Genomic DNA, 15,334 nt, shown 5'->3' on the forward strand with positions numbered 1-15,334 from the left:
GAGTTGCGGGAGCACTGCCCATGGATGGGTGAGCTGACCCACGCCTCACTGGTGGAGTACCTCCTGGAGGAAGCCTTCGAGGTTGCCGAGACCATCGAGACCGGTGCCGATGACACCGAACTCCGCGGCGAGCTGGGCGACGTGCTGCTCCAGGTGGTGCTGCACGCCCGGCTCGCCGAGGAACGCGGCTCGTTTACGTTCGACGACGTCGCGCGTGGCCTGAGCGCCAAAATGGTCCGCCGCAACCCGCACGTCTTCCGGCCGGACGGAACGCTGCAGGACAGTTTCCCCGCCACGGTGGAGGAGATCGTCCAGAAGTGGGATGCAGTCAAGACCGCGGAGCGGCCCGAACGCAAAACCCCCTTCGAAGGGATCCCGGACGCCCTGCCTGCCTTGGCTAAGGCGCAGAAGTTCCTCGACCGGGCAGATCGCGCAGGCCTGGCGGTTGAACCTGCCGAATCCCATGCGCAGGAGACGTTCAGAACCGAAGAAGACCTCGGCGACCTGCTGCTCGCCGTCGTCGGCTCTGCCCGGGCCCGGGGATTCGACGCAGAGCGCGCACTGCGCGGAGCCATTCGGCGGCGGTTCGGGACGCCATCATGACGTCCGGGTGACGGATAGCGTTCCGTAACGTCCACCACTCTCGACTACGCTAGTCCCTGACGACGACGTCCCAGAGATTCCGCCAATTTTCAGCTGTTAGATCCACCAAAAAATCGCCCCCAAGGAGCAAATCCATGGCGCTTATCGATGCCATCCACGCCCGCGAGATCCTCGATTCCCGAGGCAACCCGACCGTAGAAGTTGAAGTACTGCTCTCCGACGGCCAGATCGGCCGTGCAGCAGTTCCCTCCGGTGCCTCCACCGGCGAGCATGAGGCCGTTGAGCTTCGTGATGGCGACAAGGGCCGTTACCTCGGCAAGGGTGTCCAGAAGGCCGTTGACGCCGTCATCGACCAGATCGCTCCGGCCCTGATCGGCTTCGACGCCACGGACCAGCGCAGCATCGACCAGGCCATGCTGGACCTGGACGGTACCCCCAACAAGGGCAAGCTCGGCGCCAACGCCATCCTGGGTGTTTCCCTCGCCGTGGCCAACGCTGCTGCCGCCTCCGCGGACCTGCCGCTCTACAAGTACCTCGGCGGGCCGAACGCACACGTCCTCCCCGTTCCGCTGATGAACATCCTCAACGGCGGCTCCCACGCGGATTCCGACGTCGACATCCAGGAATTCATGATCGTCCCGATCGGCGCGGAGACCTTCTCCGAGGGCCTGCGCTGGGGCGTTGAGGTCTACCACAACCTCAAGTCCGTCCTGCAGGCCAAGGGCCTTTCCACCGGCCTGGGCGATGAAGGCGGCTTCGCGCCGAACCTGCCGTCCAACCGCGCCGCGCTGGACCTGATCCAGGAAGCCATCAAGAACGCCGGCTACACCCCGGGCAAGGACATCGCCCTGGCCCTGGACGTTGCCTCCTCCGAGTTCTTCAAGGACGGCGCCTACCAGTTCGAGGGCAAGGCCCTCTCCGCCTCCGAGATGAGCGCCTACTACGCCGAGCTCGTTGCCGACTACCCGCTGGTCTCCATCGAGGACCCGCTGGACGAAAACGACTGGGACGGCTGGAAGACCCTCACCGACGCCATCGGCGACAAAGTCCAGCTCGTGGGCGATGACCTCTTTGTCACCAACCCGTCCATCCTGCAGCGCGGCATCGACACCAAGACCGCCAACTCGCTGCTGGTCAAGGTCAACCAGATCGGTTCGCTGACCGAGACGCTGGATGCGGTTTCCCTGGCCCAGCGCGCCGGTTACACCACCATCACCTCGCACCGCTCCGGCGAAACCGAGGACACCACCATCGCTGACATCTCCGTTGCCACCAACGCGGGACAGATCAAGACCGGTGCCCCCGCCCGCTCCGAGCGCGTTGCCAAGTACAACCAGCTGCTGCGCATCGAAGAGGAACTCGACGACGCCGCACGCTACGCCGGCCGCAGCGCGTTCCCGCGTTTCAAGGGCTAGTAGCCGCGTAAACCACTGACCGGTGGCTATGGTTGAAAGACCATAGCCACCGGTTTTTGTTTCGGCCTGCTGCTGGCAGGGCACTTGTACCAGCGCAGGCATATGTACCAGCGCAGAGTTGCCGGCCGAGGCAGGCCGCACGTTTCAGGAGTGTCATGGCTACCCGCCGTCCCAAAGTTCCCAAGGCCGCTTCCACGCATCGCGGCGCAACGGATCGTCCCCAGGAAGCCGCTGCCGACACCGCCGATGTCATCCGCGCCCATTTTGGCGGGACAAAGGACGGCACCGCCCACGGCAAAGCCGGGAAGCCGGCGGGCCCCGCCGCAAAAACGGCAGACTCCCCACAAGCCCCCGCCGCCACTAAGGGCGCCCCTGCAAAAGGCACACCCGGCACGAAAATGCGAGGGAGCGGCGCGTCCGCTGCGGCCGGAACGCCCAAGGGCGAGACGCCGGATGAAACGCAGCCCGTACCGGCCAAGGCCTTTTCCGGGCGCATGCTGGCACTCGCCGTCGTGATGATTGCCATCACCATTATGCTTGCGCCCACGGTCAAGATCTTCTTCGACAAACGTGCCGAACTTACCGCCCTGAACGACGATATCGCCGCCCGCCAGGCCGAGGGGGACAGGCTGCGACAGCAGATCTCGCGCTGGCAGGATCCCAACTACGTGAAACAGCAGGCCCGCGACCGCATTAACATGGTTATGCCGGGCGAAACCGGCTACTGGGTCTTTGGCAGTGATTTGCCCGCAGGATCACGCAGTAGCCAGAACGCCGCAGCAGCGCAAGACCCCGCCGATCTGCCGTGGGTGGATTCCCTGTGGGAGTCCGTCAGGCGTGCGGCCACAGACTGAACCACCAGAGGAAGGATGGCCGCGCCAGTGGAAGCACACACGGCACCTGAGCCGGAGAAATCCCGCCAGCCATCAGCACATGATCTTGAAGTACTCAGCAGGCAACTTGGACGGCCGGTGCGCGACGTCGTCGAAATCCCGGCCCGTTGCGTGTGCGGCAATCCCCTGGTGGCTGCCACGGCACCACGCCTGGGGAACGGCACACCATTCCCCTCCACCTTCTACCTGACGCACCCCGTCATCACCTCGGCAGTCTCCCGGCTCGAAGCTGCCGGACTGATGAACGAGATGAATGAGCGGCTCACCGCGGACGAGCCTCTTGCGGCCGCCTACCGTGCGGCCCACGAGGACTACCTCGCTTCCCGGGCCGGCATCGGCGAACGGGCAGGCATCGGTGCCGTCCCGGAAATTGACGGAATCTCCGCCGGCGGCATGCCCACCCGCGTGAAATGCCTGCACGTGCTGGTGGGACATTCCCTGGCCGCCGGGCCCGGCGTGAACCCGCTGGGAGACGAAGCCATCGCCGGCATCAGCGAATGGTGGACCGCGGACCGCTGCTACTGCGACGGCGCCTGGGACACTGCCGGGGAAGCCCCGTCGCGGGACCTGAGCCGCCACGGACCCCAGGGCCTGCCGGAGCTCGTTGGCCGGCCTGCCCCGGTCCGGAAAACCGCGGGTACCCCGGAAGCCACCCCGTGACCCGCGTCGCTGCGATCGACTGCGGAACCAACTCCATCCGCCTGCTGATTGCGGATGTGGACAGCAGTAACGGCACCCCCCGGCTCACGGACGTGGTCCGGGAGATGCGCGTGGTCCGCCTCGGCCAGGGTGTGGATGCCACCGGCGAACTTGCCCCCGAAGCGCTGGAGCGCACCTTTGCGGCCACTGCGGATTACGCCGCCCTGATCCGCGAACACGGGGCCACGTCGGTGCGCTTTGTGGCCACCTCCGCCAGCCGGGACGCCCGCAACCGCCAGGTGTTCGTGGACGGAGTCCGTGACCTGCTCGGTGTTGCGCCCGAGGTCATCTCGGGGGACGAAGAGGCGGCCCTGTCCTTCGCCGGGGCCAGCAGCGTCCTGCCCATCCGTGACGGGGACCAGGTCCTGGTGGTTGACCTCGGTGGCGGCAGCACTGAATTTGTCCTGGGCACGGCAAACGGCGTCACGGCCGCCAAGTCCGTGGACATCGGCTGCGTCCGCCTGACCGAACGGCACCTTCGCGATGACCCGCCCACGGCGGAACAGATCGCCGCCGCGGAAGCCGACGTCGACGCCGCCATCACCCGTGCAGGCCTCGACGTTCCGCTGGAACGCGCCACCGCCGTCGTCGGCGTTGCCGGTTCGATCACCACTATCACGGCGCACGCCCTGCGGCTGCCGGAATATTCGCCGGCGGCCATCCACGGAGCTGAACTGCCCCTCGGCACAATTACCGAGGCCGCCGCGGACCTCCTGGCGATGACCAGGGCAGCCCGTGCTGAACTGCCCTACATGCACCCGGGCCGGGTGGATGTTATGGGCGCCGGCGGACTGGTGTGGGCCCGGATCCTGGAGCGGCTCCATGACCTCAGCGGCGGCCGGATCGTCACAGCCACTGCCAGCGAACACGATATTCTTGATGGAATTGCCCTGAGCCTCAACTGACGCCGGGCATCAGTGCACCAAGCAGGGGAATCCACATGACCAGAGCAACAGCCCGGCTCCGCCGGACCGCCTCAGCGCTCCTGGCGATGACCCTCGCAGGCGTCAGCCTTGGTGCAGGCCTGGTATTGGCGCCCGCCGCGCAGGCGGACGAGGTGCGGGACAAAGAGTATTGGCTGGGCGAGTCCGGGATCACCAAGGCCTGGGAAGTCTCCAAGGGCGCGGGCGTGAAGGTCGCGGTGATCGACAGCGGCGTGGACGCGGGCCACCCGGACCTGAAGGGTGCAGTGACCGGGGGGTATGACGTCTCGGGGGCAGGCACCGCCAACGGACAGAAGACACTCGGTATCAAACCCGAACACGGCACCCTGGTAGCCACAATGCTTGCCGGCCGCGGCCACCAGCCTGCCACGGCGTCACCGTCACCCAGCGCCGCCCCGTCACCAGGCGCCGCCCCGTCAACGGTGGGCCCGGACGGCATCGTGGGGGTGGCGCCGGAGGCAGAAATCCTCTCGGTTTCCACCTGGCTGGGTTCAGCAAACCCGGCAGGCAAGACCGATCAGGACCAGATCCCCGAGGCCGTCCGCTGGGCCGTGGACAACGGCGCAGGGGTCATCAATATTTCCCTGGGCAGCACCACCCCGCAGTGGCCCCAGAGTTGGGACGCGGCCTTCCTTTATGCCGAGCAGAAAGACGTCGTGATCGTAGCCGCGGCCGGAAACAGGATAGGCGGCAACCTGCAGGTGGGGGCTCCTGCAACCATCCCCGGTGTCCTGACCGTTGCCGGTCTGGACCGCAGGGGGGTTGCGAGTGTCGACTCGTCCTCGCAGGGGATCAGCATCGGCGTGGCCGCGCCCGCGGAGAACCTCCTCGGCGGTCTGCCCGGCAGCGGTTACGCCGAGTGGGCAGGCACCTCAGGCGCCGCTCCGATCGTGGCCGGCGTGGCCGCCTTGGTCAGGTCCAAGTGGCCGGAGATGAGCGCGAAGCAGGTCATTAACCGGATCGTCAGTACGGCAAAGGATGCCGGTCCGCCCGGGAAGGATCCGCTGTACGGTTTTGGCGTGCTGAACGCGGAGGGCGCCCTGAAGGATTCGGTGCCTGAAGCCGCGGCCAACCCCTTGGGTTCCATTTCGGACTGGATCCGGGTGCACCGCCGCGGGAACCTGGCCACGCCGGCCCCGGCTCCCAGCCCTGACGTGGCCAGCGCCGTCCCCACCCTGCCCGATCCGACTGTGCCCGCCGCGGTGGCTCCCTCCCAGCGTGACAGTGCCATCGGCGCCGCCGTCGTGATCGGTTCAGCCTTGCTCTTCGTGGTGATCATCGCCGTGGCCGGCTTCCAGTTGCGCAGGGCCGCCCGCGACCCGCGCCTTGCGCGCGAAGATCCGGACACCGGCGTCTTCGATGCCGTGGATTCGGGTGGCAAGCACAGTTAGTGAAGATTTTCACAAACTACGGTATCCTTGAGCCATGGCAACCACCCCAGAGCTCCAGGACCGTCCCAGGGTACTCGTCGTCGGCGGCGGGTACGTCGGCCTGTACGTAGCACTCAAACTGCAGAAGAAGATCGCGAATGCCGGTGGCATCGTCACCCTCGTGGATCCACTGCCCTACATGACCTACCAGCCTTTCCTGCCCGAAGTTGCCGGCGGCAACATCGAGGCCCGCCACGCAGTGGTCTCCCACCGCCAGCACCTGAAGCAGACTGAACTTATCCAAGGCAGCGTCACCTCGATCGACCACACCAACCGCACCGCCGTCGTGGCACCCGCGGACGGCGGCGCCCACATTGAGGTTCCGTACTTCGACATCGTGGTCGCCGCAGGCGCCATCACCCGCACGTTCCCCATCAAGGGCCTCGCGGACAAGGGCATCGGCCTGAAGACCATCGAAGAGGCCGTGGCCCTGCGCAACAAGGTGCTGGAGCGGATCGAAGCTGCCTCCACCATCACGGACCCCGCCGCCCGCGCCAAGGCCCTGACCTTCGTTGTAGTCGGTGGCGGTTTTGCCGGCATCGAGTGCATCACCGAAATGGAAGACCTGGCCCGCGCCGCAGTCCGGAACAACCCGCGCATTAAGCAGGAGGAAGTCCGCTTCGTCCTGGTTGAGGCCATGGGCCGCATCATGCCCGAGGTCACCGCACCCCAGGCTGAATGGGTTGTGGAGCACCTCCGCAGCCGCGGCATCGAGGTCCTGCTGAACACCTCGCTGGACAGCGCCGAAGGCGCCCTGAAGCTGATCAACCTCCCGGACAAGACCCTGGCCCAGGAATTCGAAGCAGACACGCTGGTCTGGACTGCCGGCGTGCAGGCCAACCCGATGATCCGCTCATCCGACTTCCCACTGGAGCCCCGCGGCCGCGTCCGCGTACTCCCGGACCTCCGCATTTCCGGTGACGAGGGCATCATTGAGAACGCCTGGGCCGCCGGCGACATCGCCGCAGTGCCTGACCTCACCGGCAGCGGCCTGCCGGACGGTACCTGCGTCCCGAACGCCCAGCACGCACTGCGCCAGGCCAAGCGCCTCGCCAAGAACCTGTGGGCTTCCCGCTGGGACAAGCCGCTGAAGGACTACAAGCACAAGAACCTTGGTGCTGTGGCCGGCTTCGGTGAGTGGAAGGGTGTTGCCAACATCAACCTCATCGGCCGCATCGGACTCAAGGGCCCGCTGGCCTGGCTGGCACACCGCGGCTACCACGGCATGGCCATGCCCACGGTGGAGCGCAAGATCCGCGTGATCATGGGCTGGATCCTGGCATTCTTCATGGGCCGTGATACCACGCAGCTGATCGACCTGGACAACCCGCGCGGCGCGTTCGTTGCGGCTGCCACCCCGGCACCCAAGCCGGCTGCAGCGCCCGCCGCCCCTCCGGCAGCCCCCGAGGCCGCAGCCGCCAAGCCTGGCTCCGCGGCTGCCACCAGTGTGGATCCCAAGCAGTCAGTCACAGCGGACGCCAAATAGCGCCTTCTGCGCCGCACTGCAATAACGCCCGACGGCGGCTGTTCCCTCAGGGGGATGGCCGCCGTTTGCGTGTCCCGGCAGGGCGTCCTTTTCGCGCGCGTCTGCCGCATCGGGAGGCATGCCCTTTTAGACTGGCAGGATGACTGGCGAAATGAACCTCCAGGCCCTGCTCGCAACCCTGAACCCGGTGCTCAGGGACGGCGAATACGTCTATGTCCTGTGGCCGCACGGCAGGCCACTGGAGCCGGGAATAGAAGCTGCGGTGCGCGAAGCCGAGGGCCTCACGGTGGTGCTACCCCGGGAATCAGCAGACAGCCTGGGGCTGCACTACGACTTTGTGGCCGCCTGGATTACCTTGCACGTGCACTCGGAACTGGAGGCTGTCGGCCTGACCGCCGCCGTCGGGAAAGCCCTCACTGATGCCAGGATCAGCTGCAACGTGCTGGCGGGCTTCCACCATGACCATATTCTGGTGCCTGTCGCCGATGCACCGCGTGCCCTCGAAGTCCTCCATGAACTGTCGGCTGCAAGCCTGCACCAGCCACGGCCTGAGCTGGTGCTTCGGAATGAGACAACCGCGGACAGGGACAGGATCCTCGCGCTGACAGCCGAGGCGTTCGCCATTTCTCCAGTGACAGGTCTGGCGGTGGAGGGCGAGCCGACTGAAGTTGAGGTGCTCCGGCGGCTCTTCGAATGCGAGGAATACCTGCCTGAATTCAGTGTGGTGGCGGAACTGGGGGGTGAAATCGTAGGCCATGTGATCAGCACCCGGGGCTGGGCGGGCGATTACGGGCTGCTGGGGCTGGGACCTATCGGCGTCACGCCGCGGCTGCAGCGGCACGGGATCGGCACCGCACTGATGAAGGAGACCATCGCCCGGGCCAACGCGGCGGGGGAGGGCGGCATTGCCCTATTGGGCAGCACCGAGTACTACCCCCGGTTCGGGTTCGTCCCGGCGGCCTCTTTCGGCGTGCTGCCGCCTGAAGAGGCCTGGGGCGACAATTTCCAGCTGCTTCCGCTGGCACTCTGGCCCGGCGGGGTCCACGGCACGTTCCGGTATGCCGCACCACTGGCAGGCTGATCACGGGATACCATTGACCGGGCGCCCCAGTAGCCCAATTGGCAGAGGCAGCGGACTTAAAATCCGCGTGTTGTGGGTTCGAGTCCCACCTGGGGTACACATTCCCTCTATCGGTGCGCCTTCCGGGCGTTCTCACCTGCGCTGACCTCGCACTTCTCCACTTGCCGGCATCTCTGCGCCGGGTTGATTCCGTATATGCAACGACTGTTATAAGGATGTGACCTCAGTCACTTATATCCGCGGCGTATATGGATTATTTTGAAGCTAAATCAGGAGCCCCTGATCCATGTTTTCGCCACACCCCAGGGAAGTGTGTTTCACAACACACTTTGGGGGTAGTCTCAGGAAACAATTTCGGAAGTACGCGTAAGCTGCCTCGGTCATCCGCAGCAGTCGAGATTATCCGGTTCGGAAGGTAAATAAATGTACCGAAAGAAAGTCATGACGGCGTGGGCCGCGGCGGCCACCCTCACCCTGGCCCTCTCGGGCTGTGCCAATCAGGCAGGCCCGACCACCACCGAAACCACCTCCGGAACGTCCGGGAAGGTGAACATCCCGGCTATCTCCAAGGTCGATGTGCCCAAGGGCGCTGTCCTGCCGAAGGGCGACGGCAAGGCTACCTGCGCCGCAACAACGACGTTGGCTTATGCAGGGGCCCAGACGGGAGCGAACGCCCAGCTCGGTGTCAACATCTTCAACGGCATCCAGCTCGCCATCAACCAGCACAATGCCGCAAATCCCGGCTGCCAGGTCCAGTTCAAGAAGTTTGACACGGAAGGGGACCCGAACAAGGCCACCGGGCCCGTCACCCAGCTGGTCAGCGAAGCGGAAATTGTAGGCGTCATCGGGCTCCCGTTCTCGGGTGAATCGAAGGCAACCGGCAACATTTTCGAACAAAAGGGCCTGGTTCACATCACGCCTTCGGCTACCAACCCAGGCCTGACGGGGAACGGCTGGACCACCTTCTTCCGCGGTCTGGGTAACGACGCCGTGCAGGGTCCGGCTGCCGCCAAGTTCCTGACCGGAAAGCTGGGCGCCAAAAAGGTTTACCTCGTCCAGGACGACTCCGATTACGGCATCGGACTTGGTACGTCGACCTCCGCAGGGCTCGGCAGCGCACTGGTCGGGACGGAGAAGGTCACCACCGGCCAGAAGGACTTCTCTGCAGTGATCTCCAAGATCATGAACGCGAAGGCCGACGCCGTGTTCTACTCGGGCTACTACGCCGAGGGTGCACCCTTCGACCAGCAGCTCTCAGGCAAGGGCTTCACCGGCACGTTCGTCGCACCTGACGGCGTCAAGGATGACCAGTTCATCAAGCAGGCCGGCGACGCGTCCAACAACGCGTACTTCACCTGCCCGTGCATCCCCGGCGAACTCATTCCTGATTTTGCGACAGCGTACAAAGACGTTTCAAAGGGCACCGAGCCCGGAACCTATTCCATCGAGGGCTACGACGCAGCTACGGTGCTCCTCTCGGGTATCGACGCTGGAAAGCAGTCCCGCGCGGACCTGCTGTCCTGGGTCAAGGCCTACGACAAGGACGGCCTGAGCAAGCATTACAAGTGGGACGCCAAGGGCGAACTGCAGGCACCGACTGTTTACGGTTACAAAGTCGAGAACGGCAAGATCGTTCCGATCGGACCAATCGGCGAGTAACCGTCGCCTTAGAACAACCGGCTGTGGGGGCCAGCAATCGCCGGCCCCCGCAGCCTTTTTCCTGACCTAACGCCTGACAGGAAGTCCCGATGCTCCCACTGCTCGTCCACCTGCCGCTGGAAAATGATTGGATTTCCTTCGACGTCCCGTCCCTCATGGAAAACTTCTGGAGCGCGACGTTTGACGGCCTGACCTTCGGTGCCATCTACGCGCTGGTCGCGCTCGGTTACACCCTCGTCTACGGCGTCCTGAACCTCATTAACTTTGCCCACTCCGAAGTATTCATCGTGGGCTGCTACGCCGTCTTTTTCACGCTCAGCGGACTGGGCTTCGGCCCTTCGGTCCCACGGTTGGACATCTGGGCCATCATCCTGAACCTGATTCTGGCGCTGGTGGTGGCCATGGTCGCCTCCGCACTGACGGCCTTCGTCCTGGAACGCGTGGCCTACAAACCCCTCCGGAAGCGAAATGCTCCCCGCCTCGTCTTCCTGATCACCGCCATCGGCGCATCCTTCACCATCCAGTACCTGATCTACCTGTGGCGCGGTCCCAGCCCGGAACTGGCCCTGACCATGTTCCGGCCGACCCCCATCTTCGATGTCTTCGGAACCATCGTGGATTCCCAGCAGCTGGTCATCATCATCGCCGCGGTGATCATGATGGTTGCCACTGAACGGTTCATCCGAAAATCGCGGACCGGCCGCGGCATCCGTGCGGTGGCCCAGGACCCGGACACGGCCACGCTGATGGGCGTCAACAAAGAACGCATCATCATCACCACCTTTGTCATCGGAGGCCTGCTGGCCGGAGCGGCAGCCCTCTTCTACGTCATGAAGATACCGTCCGGAGTCCAATACAGCGGCGGTTTCGTGCTGGGCATCAAAGCGTTTGCGGCCGCGGTACTCGGCGGCATCGGCAACGTCCGCGGTGCACTCCTGGGCGGCCTCCTCCTGGGTCTCATTGGCAACTATGGCCAGATCCTGCTCGGAAATTCGCAATGGACTGACGTTGTTGCCTTCGTGGTCCTGGTCCTGGTTCTGCTGCTGCGGCCGCAGGGTATTCTCGGCACTGCCTTGGGAAGGAGCAAAGCATGAGCATGACAGATGGACCCACCCCGCTTCCGGAGGCGGCATCTGCCCAGGCTGCGGCCGACCGCGAGGCGTTAGCCACCGGACCGGGGAGCAGCGTTACCCCGGAAAAGCGCGGGCGGGGGATCTTTGGATCATGGAGTGAGCGGTGGAACGCACTCTCCCGCCAGCAGCAGTGGGCCTTCCTGATTGTGGTTGTGGTCCTGGCCTACCTGCTGCCGCTGATCAATCCGCCCATCATCACCACCGAGCCGGGCAACAATTTCGCCCTCGCCTGCTTCGACATGGCACGGTTCGCGCTGATCGCCGTCGGACTGAACGTGGTTGTGGGTTACGCGGGCCTCCTGGACCTCGGGTATGTGGCCTTCTTTGCCGTCGGCTCCTACTGCGCAGCGATGCTGACGAGCCCGGACTCGCCGTTCCTGCACATCCCGTATTTGTGGACCATCCCCATTGCCATGGCTGTGACCATGTTCTTTGGCGTGGTGCTGGGCGTTCCAACCCTTCGGCTCCGCGGGGACTACCTGGCCATCGTTACCCTCGGATTCGGGGAGATCGTCCGGATTCTTGCCACGATTATTCCGGCCATGAAAGGTCAGGTGGGATTTCAAAATGTTGGGCACCCGCCCGGAACCGAGGCGGACGGCACTCCCATCTTCTCCAATTCCAACGGAGTTCCCTGGTACTGGCTGACCCTGACCATCATCATTATCATCACGCTGCTGGTGGGGAACCTTGAGCGGAGCCGGGTGGGCCGGGCCTGGATTGCCATCCGGGAGGACGAAGACGCTGCGGAAATCATGGGCGTGCCCACCTTCAAATACAAAGTGTGGGCGTTTGCCATCGGTGCAGCCATCGGCGGACTCTCGGGGGCCCTGTTTGCCGGACAGGTGGGCTTCGTCAACAACCAGAAGTTCGACGTCACCACCTCCATCCTCTTCCTTGCCGCGGTGGTGCTCGGAGGCGCAGGAAACAAGGTCGGCGCCATCTTAGGTGGTGCCCTGGTGAGCTACATTCCGCTGCGTTTTACCGCAATCGCGGAGTACAAGTACCTCATCTTCGGTATCGCTTTGGTGCTGATCATGATCTTCCGGTCCCAAGGCCTGCTGCCGGCACGCCAGCGCCTGCTCGCCTACGGGCGGACAGCCTACGACAAGGTAGCCAAGAAGGGCGGCGCCGGCCCGTCGTCGCCCGCCGCGCCACCGGCCGCCGGTCCGCGGCTTGGCCCCAACAGTGAGAAAGGAGCGCAGGCATGACCGAGGAAAACGTGACTGCCAGGCGGGCGAAGGCAGGGGAAACGGAGGCGCCGGCCCAGGCCGGCCCGGACGTGGCTGCACTCGCCGAAGCGGGGGTCGAGCCGCAGCTGGCCGAAAAGGTGGCACCGGACCGGGAAATCGCCGTCAAGGTTGGCGAGAACATTGTTGAGGTGAAGAACCTCACCATCAAGTTCGGCGGCCTGGTCGCGTTGGACAACATCAGCTTCAACATCAAGCGTGGCGAAATCCTTGGGCTGATCGGGCCCAACGGAGCCGGGAAGACCACCTGCTTCAACGCCATGACGGGGGTCTACAAACCCACCAGCGGTGAGGTGGTCCTGGAGGGCCAGGTCATTAACGGGCTGAAGCAGCACAAGATCACCCGGCTGGGGCTTTCGCGCACCTTCCAGAACATCCGTCTCTTCGGCGAGATGACGGCCCTCGAAAACGTCGTAGTCGGTTTGGACGCGCGCCACCGCACCAGCGTCGGGGGAGCGCTGCTGAGGCTGCCCACCCACATCCGCGAGGAAAAGTCCGCTATTGAACGCGGAATGGCCCTGCTGGATTTTGTGGGAATTGCCGATCACGCGCATTTCCTGTCCCGGCACCTTCCCTACGGCTATCAGCGGCGCCTGGAGATCGCGCGTGCCCTGGCCACGGACCCGAAGGTGCTGTGCCTGGACGAGCCTGCTGCCGGGTTCAATCCGGCCGAGAAGGAGGAGCTGATGGCCCTGATCCGCACCATCCGCGACGAGGGCTACACAGTGCTGCTGATTGAGCACGATATGAAGCTGGTCATGGGCGTTACGGACCGGATTGTTGTCCTGGAATTTGGCAAGAAGATTGCCGACGGCCTGCCACGGGCCATTCGTGAAGATCCGCGGGTTGTAGCGGCCTACCTGGGGGAGCCCGAAGATGACGTTGCTTGAGGTTGAAGGGATTTCTGTCCACTACGGGCGCATCCGTGCCATCCGGGACATGTCCTTCACGGTCAACGAGGGAGAGGTCGTTTCCCTGATTGGGGCCAACGGGGCCGGCAAGACAACCACCATGAAAACCATCTCCGGGATCCTCAACCCCTCAGCGGGCAAGATTACCTTTGCCGGTGAGGACATCACCCGGATGAAGGCACACATCCGGGTTGTCCGCGGTATTTCCCAGGCTCCGGAAGGGCGGGGCATCTTCCCCGGCATGACGGTCATGGAAAATTTGGACATGGGGACCTTCGGCAGGAAGGACCGAACCGGTGTGCCGCAGGACCTGGGGCGGGTGTTTGACCTATTCCCGCGGTTGAAGGAACGGATCAAGCAATACGGCGGAACCATGTCCGGCGGCGAGCAGCAGATGCTGGCGATCGGACGGGCGCTGATGTCCGGCCCTAAGCTGTTGCTCCTTGACGAGCCGTCGATGGGACTGGCTCCGCAATTCATTCGCCAGATCTTCAAGATCATCAGGGAAATCAATAACCAGGGGACCACCGTGCTCATGGTGGAACAAAATGCCAACCAGGCGCTTGCAGGAGCACACCGCGCCTTCGTCCTCGAGACCGGGGAGATCACCCACAGCGGTACCGGCAAGGAGCTGCTGGCGAATCCGGCGATCAAGGAGGCCTACCTGGGAGTGGGCTGAGAACGCCGACCAGCATCACAGTTGGGTTTCGGCGCCTTCGTGAGGGGAACTTATTGGCGCGTGAGCGCGTGGATGTTGGTAGCGTGGCTTATAGTTCACGACTCTCAAACCTTTACTTGGAGGACACCAGCAATGGCACTTGGCGGAAACCCGATCTTCAACGGAAAGAATTTCCGTGGAGCAACGCAGGCACCGCGTGTCCCGCAGGCGCCCTACGGACAGGCCCAGTACGGCCAGCAGCCTTACGGACAGCAGTCGTATGGCCGCGCGCCCGGCCAGGTCATGGACGGGCAGGGCGGTTGGGGCCAACAGCAGCCCATGACCACTGAGCAGCTTCAGCAGATGTACAACCAGCCGGCCGCAGGCCCCGCCGACACCGGCCGGATGACGTACGACGACGTCATCGTCAAGACCGCTGCCTGCCTCGCCATGGTGGTTGCCGGCGCAGCCGTGACCCTGTTCGTCAGCATGGGCCTTGCCAGCATGCTGATGATCGTGGGTGCACTGGGTGGCTTCGTCCTGGCCATGGTCAACACGTTCAAGAAGCAGCCCTCACCGGCGCTGATCCTTGCCTACGCCGGACTGGAAGGCCTGTTCCTGGGCGGACTAACCCGCATCCTGGACCAGATGTTTCCCGGCGTCGGGCTGCAGGCAGTCATCGGCACGCTGTCCGTGTTTGCCGTGACCCTGGTCCTGTTCAGGAGCGGCAAGGTCCGGGCGACGCCCAAGGCGATGCGCTTCTTTATGATTGCCACCATCGGCTATGCCGTCTTCGCGATCATCAACATGGTCATGATGTGGACCGGTGCCGTGGATTCTCCGTTCGGGCTGCGCAGCAGCGTGCATATTTTCGGTATCCCGCTGGGTGTCTTCATCGGCCTCCTGGCCATCGGCCTGGCCGCGTTCTCCCTGATCATGGACTTCACCAGCATCGAAGCCGGAGTGCAGAGCGGCGCTCCGCAGCGCTTCTCCTGGACCGCGGCCTTCGGCCTGACTGTCACCCTGGTTTGGCTGTACGTGGAGATTATCCGCCTGCTCGCCATTCTGCGCGGCGACGACTAGCACCCAAGCGGCATCCGCCGTCGTACGGTTTGTCTAACTGAAGAGGGCTCCCACCCGTGCAGCGCGCACGCGGGAGCCCTCTTCTGTTG

14 protein-coding genes and 1 tRNA gene are annotated in these 15,334 nt (G+C 64.4%); all 15 read left to right on the top strand.

The window, feature by feature from the left end; all coding sequences use genetic code 11:
- The first annotated feature begins 24 nt into the window (after positions 1–24).
- The 15 genes from AB4Y73_RS10160 (at position 25) to AB4Y73_RS10230 (ending at position 15,245) form a co-directional block, all read left to right on the top strand.
- Entirely contained in the window at positions 25–603 is a 579-nt protein-coding gene (locus tag AB4Y73_RS10160) for a MazG nucleotide pyrophosphohydrolase domain-containing protein (RefSeq protein WP_441871418.1), read from the top strand.
- Positions 604–737: 134 nt separating this feature from the next.
- Positions 738–2,018 (top strand): phosphopyruvate hydratase, encoded by a 1,281-nt coding sequence (gene eno / locus AB4Y73_RS10165; RefSeq protein WP_441871309.1) that lies wholly within the window; start codon positions 738–740, stop codon positions 2,016–2,018.
- Positions 2,019–2,173: 155 nt separating this feature from the next.
- Positions 2,174–2,872, top strand: coding sequence for a septum formation initiator family protein (locus AB4Y73_RS10170; RefSeq protein WP_441871310.1), 699 nt, complete (start codon positions 2,174–2,176; stop codon positions 2,870–2,872).
- Positions 2,873–2,887: 15 nt separating this feature from the next.
- Positions 2,888–3,571, top strand: a complete 684-nt coding sequence (locus AB4Y73_RS10175) for a DUF501 domain-containing protein (RefSeq protein ID WP_441871311.1) — start codon at positions 2,888–2,890, stop codon at positions 3,569–3,571.
- Positions 3,568–4,515: a Ppx/GppA phosphatase family protein gene (locus AB4Y73_RS10180; RefSeq protein WP_441871312.1), complete on the top strand. Its 948-nt coding sequence runs from the start codon at positions 3,568–3,570 to the stop codon at positions 4,513–4,515. Before AB4Y73_RS10175 ends, AB4Y73_RS10180 begins: the two co-directional genes overlap by 4 nt.
- A gap of 35 nt (positions 4,516–4,550) precedes the next feature.
- A complete protein-coding gene (locus AB4Y73_RS10185) occupies positions 4,551–5,945 on the top strand; it encodes a S8 family serine peptidase (protein WP_441871313.1) in 1,395 nt (464 codons plus the stop codon).
- A gap of 34 nt (positions 5,946–5,979) precedes the next feature.
- On the top strand, positions 5,980–7,470 hold the full coding sequence (locus tag AB4Y73_RS10190) for an NAD(P)/FAD-dependent oxidoreductase (protein ID WP_441871314.1): 1,491 nt from the start codon (positions 5,980–5,982) through the stop codon (positions 7,468–7,470).
- A 139-nt stretch (positions 7,471–7,609) separates the two neighbouring features.
- Positions 7,610–8,551, top strand: coding sequence for an N-acetyltransferase (locus AB4Y73_RS10195; protein WP_441871315.1), 942 nt, complete (start codon positions 7,610–7,612; stop codon positions 8,549–8,551).
- Between the two features lie 23 nt (positions 8,552–8,574).
- Positions 8,575–8,648, top strand: a tRNA-Leu gene (locus tag AB4Y73_RS10200).
- A gap of 326 nt (positions 8,649–8,974) precedes the next feature.
- Complete coding sequence (locus tag AB4Y73_RS10205; RefSeq protein ID WP_441871316.1) at positions 8,975–10,210, top strand: branched-chain amino acid ABC transporter substrate-binding protein; 1,236 nt, start codon at positions 8,975–8,977, stop codon at positions 10,208–10,210.
- 89 nt (positions 10,211–10,299) lie between these two features.
- Positions 10,300–11,304, top strand: coding sequence for a branched-chain amino acid ABC transporter permease (locus AB4Y73_RS10210; RefSeq protein ID WP_275212684.1), 1,005 nt, complete (start codon positions 10,300–10,302; stop codon positions 11,302–11,304).
- Positions 11,301–12,554 (top strand): branched-chain amino acid ABC transporter permease, encoded by a 1,254-nt coding sequence (locus AB4Y73_RS10215; RefSeq protein WP_441871317.1) that lies wholly within the window; start codon positions 11,301–11,303, stop codon positions 12,552–12,554. Before AB4Y73_RS10210 ends, AB4Y73_RS10215 begins: the two co-directional genes overlap by 4 nt.
- Complete coding sequence (locus AB4Y73_RS10220; RefSeq protein ID WP_441871318.1) at positions 12,551–13,483, top strand: ABC transporter ATP-binding protein; 933 nt, start codon at positions 12,551–12,553, stop codon at positions 13,481–13,483. Before AB4Y73_RS10215 ends, AB4Y73_RS10220 begins: the two co-directional genes overlap by 4 nt.
- The gene (locus AB4Y73_RS10225) at positions 13,470–14,183 is read left to right on the top strand and encodes an ABC transporter ATP-binding protein (protein WP_441871319.1); all 714 of its coding nucleotides are present in this window, start codon (positions 13,470–13,472) and stop codon (positions 14,181–14,183) included. Before AB4Y73_RS10220 ends, AB4Y73_RS10225 begins: the two co-directional genes overlap by 14 nt.
- Positions 14,184–14,315: 132 nt before the next feature.
- Entirely contained in the window at positions 14,316–15,245 is a 930-nt protein-coding gene (locus tag AB4Y73_RS10230; protein ID WP_441871320.1) for a Bax inhibitor-1/YccA family protein, read from the top strand.
- The last annotated feature ends 89 nt before the right edge of the window (positions 15,246–15,334 follow it).

This window comes from Pseudarthrobacter sp. TAF60_1 (assembly GCF_052113505.1).
GTDB lineage: Bacteria > Actinomycetota > Actinomycetes > Actinomycetales > Micrococcaceae > Arthrobacter.

Bases quoted from the DNA above. Each gene is read 5' to 3' on its own strand.
- AB4Y73_RS10160 (WP_441871418.1), top strand. From the start codon at position 25: ATGGGTGAGCTGACCCACGCCTCACTGGTGGAGTACCTCCTGGAGGAA.
- eno (WP_441871309.1), top strand. From the start codon at position 738: ATGGCGCTTATCGATGCCATCCACGCCCGCGAGATCCTCGATTCCCGA.
- AB4Y73_RS10170 (WP_441871310.1), top strand. From the start codon at position 2,174: ATGGCTACCCGCCGTCCCAAAGTTCCCAAGGCCGCTTCCACGCATCGC.
- AB4Y73_RS10175 (WP_441871311.1), top strand. From the start codon at position 2,888: ATGGCCGCGCCAGTGGAAGCACACACGGCACCTGAGCCGGAGAAATCC.
- AB4Y73_RS10185 (WP_441871313.1), top strand. From the start codon at position 4,551: ATGACCAGAGCAACAGCCCGGCTCCGCCGGACCGCCTCAGCGCTCCTG.
- AB4Y73_RS10190 (WP_441871314.1), top strand. From the start codon at position 5,980: ATGGCAACCACCCCAGAGCTCCAGGACCGTCCCAGGGTACTCGTCGTC.
- AB4Y73_RS10195 (WP_441871315.1), top strand. From the start codon at position 7,610: ATGACTGGCGAAATGAACCTCCAGGCCCTGCTCGCAACCCTGAACCCG.
- AB4Y73_RS10205 (WP_441871316.1), top strand. From the start codon at position 8,975: ATGTACCGAAAGAAAGTCATGACGGCGTGGGCCGCGGCGGCCACCCTC.
- AB4Y73_RS10210 (WP_275212684.1), top strand. From the start codon at position 10,300: ATGCTCCCACTGCTCGTCCACCTGCCGCTGGAAAATGATTGGATTTCC.
- AB4Y73_RS10215 (WP_441871317.1), top strand. From the start codon at position 11,301: ATGAGCATGACAGATGGACCCACCCCGCTTCCGGAGGCGGCATCTGCC.
- AB4Y73_RS10220 (WP_441871318.1), top strand. From the start codon at position 12,551: ATGACCGAGGAAAACGTGACTGCCAGGCGGGCGAAGGCAGGGGAAACG.
- AB4Y73_RS10225 (WP_441871319.1), top strand. From the start codon at position 13,470: ATGACGTTGCTTGAGGTTGAAGGGATTTCTGTCCACTACGGGCGCATC.
- AB4Y73_RS10230 (WP_441871320.1), top strand. From the start codon at position 14,316: ATGGCACTTGGCGGAAACCCGATCTTCAACGGAAAGAATTTCCGTGGA.